This is a genomic window from Allocoleopsis sp. (assembly GCF_036703385.1).
In the GTDB taxonomy this organism is placed as follows: Bacteria; Cyanobacteriota; Cyanobacteriia; order Cyanobacteriales; family Coleofasciculaceae; genus Allocoleopsis.
Genome location: NZ_DATNPA010000424.1, coordinates 25,096 through 31,095, shown reverse-complemented (window position 1 = coordinate 31,095; position 6,000 = coordinate 25,096). Strand labels below are relative to the sequence as shown.

5 protein-coding genes are annotated in these 6,000 nt (G+C 46.3%); 4 read left to right on the top strand and 1 reads right to left on the bottom strand.

Features of this window, described 5'->3' with window-relative positions; all coding sequences use genetic code 11:
• The first annotated feature begins 521 nt into the window (after positions 1–521).
• Entirely contained in the window at positions 522–1,352 is an 831-nt protein-coding gene (locus V6C93_RS20995) for an aminotransferase class IV (protein ID WP_333478623.1), read from the top strand.
• Between the two features lie 178 nt (positions 1,353–1,530).
• On the opposite strand, the gene V6C93_RS20990 is transcribed toward V6C93_RS20995, so the two are convergent.
• Positions 1,531–1,821 carry a hypothetical protein gene (locus V6C93_RS20990; RefSeq protein ID WP_333478622.1) on the bottom strand — a complete coding sequence of 97 codons (291 nt, stop codon included), beginning with the start codon at positions 1,819–1,821 and terminating at the stop codon, positions 1,531–1,533.
• A 222-nt stretch (positions 1,822–2,043) separates the two neighbouring features.
• Here V6C93_RS20990 and V6C93_RS20985 point away from each other — a divergent pair, with 222 nt between their 5' ends.
• From V6C93_RS20985 to V6C93_RS20975, 3 genes are all read left to right on the top strand, one after another.
• Positions 2,044–2,280, top strand: coding sequence for a hypothetical protein (locus V6C93_RS20985; protein ID WP_333478621.1), 237 nt, complete (start codon positions 2,044–2,046; stop codon positions 2,278–2,280).
• Positions 2,281–2,370: 90 nt separating this feature from the next.
• Positions 2,371–4,353, top strand: a complete 1,983-nt coding sequence (locus V6C93_RS20980; protein WP_333478620.1) for an RluA family pseudouridine synthase — start codon at positions 2,371–2,373, stop codon at positions 4,351–4,353.
• Positions 4,354–4,411: 58 nt separating this feature from the next.
• Positions 4,412–5,926 (top strand): NAD(P)/FAD-dependent oxidoreductase, encoded by a 1,515-nt coding sequence (locus V6C93_RS20975; RefSeq protein WP_333478619.1) that lies wholly within the window; start codon positions 4,412–4,414, stop codon positions 5,924–5,926.
• The last annotated feature ends 74 nt before the right edge of the window (positions 5,927–6,000 follow it).

Below are 6,000 nucleotides of genomic sequence, written 5' to 3'. Positions count from 1 at the left end.
GAGAGCCATAATATGAAAGTTGTAGGGGCGAAGCATTCGGACGGAAAATCCTGGACACTTACTATAAATTAGTCTCCGAATGCTTCGCCCATCCCCAGAAAGTAGATTTTGTCAACCTTGACTTCTTGACCGGCTCCCTAGGTAGCTATTGACTTGAGACGTTCCAAATTAAAGTCTGTAAGCCGCCTATTGAATGGCAATTTTCAAGTTGTAGTCCATTGGAGACGATGACTGAGTATTATTGTATTCACACAAAATCCCCAAAAGACTTATAGCGATTCTCAAATGAATGGAGTACAGTCAGACCTAACCCCCCCCCTCCAGACTTCGTCTCGCTTCGCTATCACTAAAGCTGCGGTTCCCACCTCTCCCTAACCCTCCCCTACAAGAGGGAAAAGGAAAAACTTTTACTCTTGGAAGGGCGCGAATTTCAAAGCCTCTCTCCTTGTAAGAGAGAGGTTTGTAGAGAAGTTAAAAGTGTACCGCATCCAATCGATAAGGGCTATATAGCTGAATAGAAAATGACTCAAACGATTTGCTATCTGAATGGGAAATACATCCCATTTGACCAAGCTAGCCTGCCACTCAATGATTTAGGAATTGTACGAGGGTATGGAGTATTTGATTTCCTCCGCACTTACCAGGGAGTGCCATTTAGACTCCGAGCACATATCCAAAGGCTGCAAAATTCCGCGAAATTAATTGGCTTAACTATCCCGTGGTCAACTGAAGAGATAGAAGCGATCGCTCAAAATACACTTGGACACAATCATCTCCCAGAAGCGAATATCCGAATTGTCGTTACGGGTGGGGTTTCAACTGACTTTATTACTCCTCTCGGTCAACCGAGTCTCATGGTGATCGTTAGTCCTGTTTCTGAATATCCCAAAGACTATTATGAACAAGGAGTCAAAGCTATTACTGTGCAGGTTGAACGATTTTTTCCTAAAGCTAAAAGTCTGAATTATATCTCTGCGATTGGGGCTCTGCAACAAGCTAAACTGACTAATGCTGTTGAAGCCTTATATAGGAACCAGCAGGGGCATGTGTTGGAAGGGACGACTACCAATTTCTTTGTTTTTCGAGGGTCTCAGCTGATTACGCCTAAAGAAAATATTTTAAATGGAATTACAAGAGCGGTTGTTTTAGAACTTGCTGAAAATTATTTCGAGGTAGTTGAAGAAGCGATTGATTATAGCGAGCTGAGTAGTTGTGAGGAAGCATTTATAACATCTTCGACGAAAGAAATTATGCCTATTGTTCAAGTTGACGAGATATCCATCTCTCAAGGAAAACCTGGAGAAAATACTCAACGACTTATGCATTTATTTCATAAATATACGAGAGGGTAAGATTGATTCTTCTAGGGTCTTGTCAATCTAAGAAGGCTAGTGCAGCGTGGCGGAAATCACTATCCAGTTGAAAAAGGCTACAAGGTTTACTGTATAACCTTTCTTTCACAAAAGCCTTCTGCCTCATCACGCTTAGCTCCGGTGCCTTCTGCCTTCAGGCACTAGGCGATTGGCTTGACTACAGAATCGCTAGAACGGAGTCAATCAATTCTTCTAGGTGTTGCTCACAAAATCTCTCTGCTGCTTTTAGGGACATGCCTCTAGCAAGGGCATAAGTCTCAAAAGCGTTGTAAATCATCGCTTCGGCAGTTTCCTTCTCGTCATGTGCGATCGCCCACCGTAGTTCGATACATCCTCGAATAATCAAATCAACTAAGTGCTTCTCTTGTCTGAGGTCAGAAAGAAGCTGTTCCGCGATAGTTTGATCAGAGTGTTCACTCATCAATCCGTACTTGGGAGAGTCCCACATGAGCTAGCTTTCTCATCCAGCGAGTTCTAACCACCAATTGGCGGCAGTAGCGATCGCCTATCTCAATTGTGCCAAACTCTCAATTCGCTGCTGCATCTCAGCCAGCTTAGTCTAGACGAATCAGATGTCCGCCTCACGATAAATCTACTCGTGAGCATTAGTCTGCGAATATCCTGGCATCATGGTTAAGGATGTCGTTTAAAACTGGGGGAATTTTCAGTAATGCGGTGTGCAATTAGTAGTCGTGCGGGGCAAGTCCTGGCAAGAGGTCGGTTGATTCTTCACAAAGGCGATGAGGGTGAATTACGATTGCATTTGCAAACCGATGGGGGAAAGCTGATTGAGGGTGGAATCATTGACTCGGATGGGGATATGACATCAGCCAGTGAAGAGTTATTTCGTCAGTTCTTGGAAGTTTGGGGTATGAGCGATTTAACCTTAACTGTCACAGTTCGATAAGCGATCGCTTACTGCATTCTCACTGGTGATCGGCTTTACTGCTGCTGTTCGCGTCGGGCTCGAAGAGAAGGCGAGTGCATAGCGTACCCAATGATGTGGCTTAATATTATGCCCCCGGTGATTCTTCATCCGCTTTCAGATTTCATCGACTGCAATTGTGCGGTTAGCAACTCCTCTGCGAGCTATTACTACGAAGGGTTTTGTCCTCAAAGCGGTGAGCTGCTGAGACTGCCCCGTACCCCAATGGCTGAAGCGATCGCAACAGGTTTGATGCAATATCTTGCTAACCATAACTGTTATTCCCATGAGGGCAAGATGTATGGAATACTGCTGGTGGAACTCCCAAATGGTGAACAAAGAGTACTCAAAGCCTTCTCCGGTCTTCTCAATGGTCAAAGCTCCATCGAAGGCTGGGTACCGCCAATTCCGGGACGAGACCAAGTTGCTCTAGAGGAAGCCTGCACTTTAGCTGAACTGGAAGCTATTAAGCAGGAACTAATTACCCTCAAGCAACTTCCTCCAAGGCAGCAGTACGAAACGCTGTCTCGCGAGTTTGAGCAGCAGTTGCAACAAATGAGCGATCGCCATCGAGATGGCAAACATCAACGTCACGAACAACGTCAGGTACTGTGCGAAACACTTACAGGCGAAACCCTCACTCTTGCCCTCGAACAACTCAACGAAGAAAGCCGTCGGCATGGAATTGAGCGACGGCAACTCAAACGTCAGCAAAATGTAGTGTTACAACCGCTCAAGCAGCAGATTGAAGCGGCAAATCAGCGGATTCGGGAACTGAAACAACAGCGTAAAACCTTGTCCCGCCAATTGCAGGCTCAGATGTATGCGGCATACAGCCTGACTAATTTTTCGGGTCAATCTCTATCCTTGCAGCAATTGATGCCAGGAGGTTGGATGCCGACTGGTACAGGAGATTGTTGTGCGCCGAAGCTGCTGCACTATGCGGCAATACAGGGTCTAAAACCACTAGCAATGGCAGAGTTTTGGTGGGGGCCGTCTTCAGCGGATCGGGATAAAGTTCAGGGAAACTTCTATGGCGCTTGTGCAGAACGCTGTCAACCATTGATGGGGTTTCTGCTTTCGGGATTGCTGAAATGGAGACCGAACCCCCCTGCCTCTGGGACGTGTTTTCAAAGTGTCCCGTTGGAGTCAGATCCCCCTAAATCCCCCTTAAAAAGGGGGACTTTGACTGAATTCTCCCCCCTTAACAAGGGGGGCTGGGGGGGATCTCCGCGTTTGAGAACACACCCTACTAGGGAAGGGGGAGTAATAGCAATTGGGTTTGATGCTTATTCTTTTCTTGCTCCCCCCTTAACAAGGGGGGCTGGGGGGGTGTGGGATGTGACATTGAAAAAGCCAATTGGTATAACAAGCCCCTCTTTTACAAGAAGAGAGGTCACTTCCGAACTTCGCCAACCGGAGCAGACGCTACCCATTGTTTATCAAGATGAATGGCTGATTGCGGTAAACAAACCCGCCGGATTACTTTCGGTGCCCGGTCGTTATAGGGATACTTTTGATAGTGTCCTCAGTCGCTTGCGTCATCTGTTACCAGAGGGCATGGCGCTTATGGCTGTGCATCGCTTGGATCAGGAAACGTCAGGTATCCTCCTGTTGGCACGCGATCGCCAAACCTATTGTCAACTCAGCCAGCAGTTCCAACAGCGGCAGGTTCACAAGGTTTATGAAGCCGTACTTTCCGGTTGTGTGACAACCGAGCAAGGTGCGATCAAACTACCACTGTGGGGAAATCCTGAAAATCGTCCCTATCAGAAAGTTGATTGGCAACACGGCAAACCCAGCTTCACGCACTTTCAGGTCATAGCAAGGGAAGGAGACTCAACTCGTGTAGAGTTTATTCCCCTAACCGGACGCACCCATCAGCTCAGGGTTCACGCGGCTGATTCGAGAGGACTTGGGGTACCCATCTTGGGCGATCGCCTCTATGGATGCCGTGCAGTTGCCAGTCGATTACATTTACATGCCAGGGAACTGCGATTCCTGCATCCACAATCCGGACAAACCCTCCATCTACAAGTAAAGACGCCGTTTTGATGATGTTTCAACAGCTAATATTGTCAGAGAAAAACCACACAGGCAGAATATTAATAATATGAATTCTCTTCTAAAAATCTACGATGTGGTAGTGGTTGGCGCAGGCCCTATCGGCTTAGCAACTGCCCTTGGTTTACGCCAACGAGGTATTGAAAATCTGTTAGTCATCGATCAAACGAGTGCCTTTCGCCCAGCGGGTCAGGTGATAGACCTTCTCCCCAATGGATTAAAAGCTCTCAAATATTTAGATTCTGAGGCTTATGAAAACGTTAAAACAAACGGTAATAAGCTTTTTAAGCCTAAACCATCTAATGATGAGGATAAAGCCGAAAAAAAACAAGAGGCAAAGTCTCCAAAAAATTTGTTGCGATGGGTTCAAAGGAATTTGCAAGGACAGCAAGTTTTCTCCATCTCTCTAAACTTCGATGACTGGTTTAAAGATTATGGGGAGGGTCGAGTCTCAATAGCTTGGTATGATTTACAGACTACCTTGAGACACTTACTTTCCCAAGAGCGGGTTAAAGCGAATCACCGTTGTATTAATGTAGTGGATGAGCCAGAGATTGCGTGTGTGCGGGTAGATTACTTATCTGATGCAAGGATAGAAGCAAACCCCTATGCCAATTGGGAAGGTGGGCAGCAAGCAGAAGAAATGCAACCCCAGAATTCGGAGACAAATTCCCAACCCTTAGAAATCAAATCGATTAGGGCAAAGATAGTTGTTGCAGCAGATGGAATCAATTCTACGGTTCGTAAAGTTCTTTACAAAGATAGTCCGTACTCTGCTTTTGCTCGACCTGAATATTCCGGCTTTGCTGCAATAGGGTGTAGGGAGATCATCGATATACCAAACAATCTGCTGACAGAGCTTGATGAAAAGTTCTTTCAGGATTCACCGATTGTAACGATCGCTAACGATGAAGCATCTGAAGATTCCGCCTATCCGGAAGACCCAAGGATGATCTTATTTTGCAGACCAAGCGGTCAAGTTGGCTACCTCATACATCTTCCGTTACGTTTGGATTCCTTAGAGGGAAAGTCTGGTAGTTGTTTGATTGACTTAGCTGTGCAGGAACTGGAGAAGGCTCACTTTCCTGATGTCCTCAAACAATTAGTGCGCATATCTCCCCCTGCTAATATGCTAAAGCGTCCGTACTATATTCACCGTGCGGCTTTTTCAGATGCCATACAGCTTGCGCCCACCGCTAACCCCCATGCTCATAGTGATTCGGTTACAATCCAACCAGCATGGAGTGTAGGGCGAGTTGTATTGGTTGGTGATGCAGCACATGGGATGCCTCCTTTCATGGCTCAAGGCGCTAATCAAGGATTGGAAGATGCTCTAACGGTTGCAACCTTGATCGCTAAGATTGCAGAAGGGAATGATTGGGATAATATACCAGCGATCGCCCGAGCATTTGAGAAATACGAGCAGCTTCGTCGTCCCTTAATGGTTCGCGTGCAACAGGCAACATTGAAGTCGATACCTTACAAGGCCGAAAAAGAGCGGCAGGAGTACAACCAACAACTCTATTGCCGAAATTTTGACCAAGTGATTGAGGCATTGCTGTAGAGGGGTGTCAGCCTGTTTCAGCATATACCGCTGCAAAAATGCCAACAATTCCTAACATTTTCCTCTTCCAACAC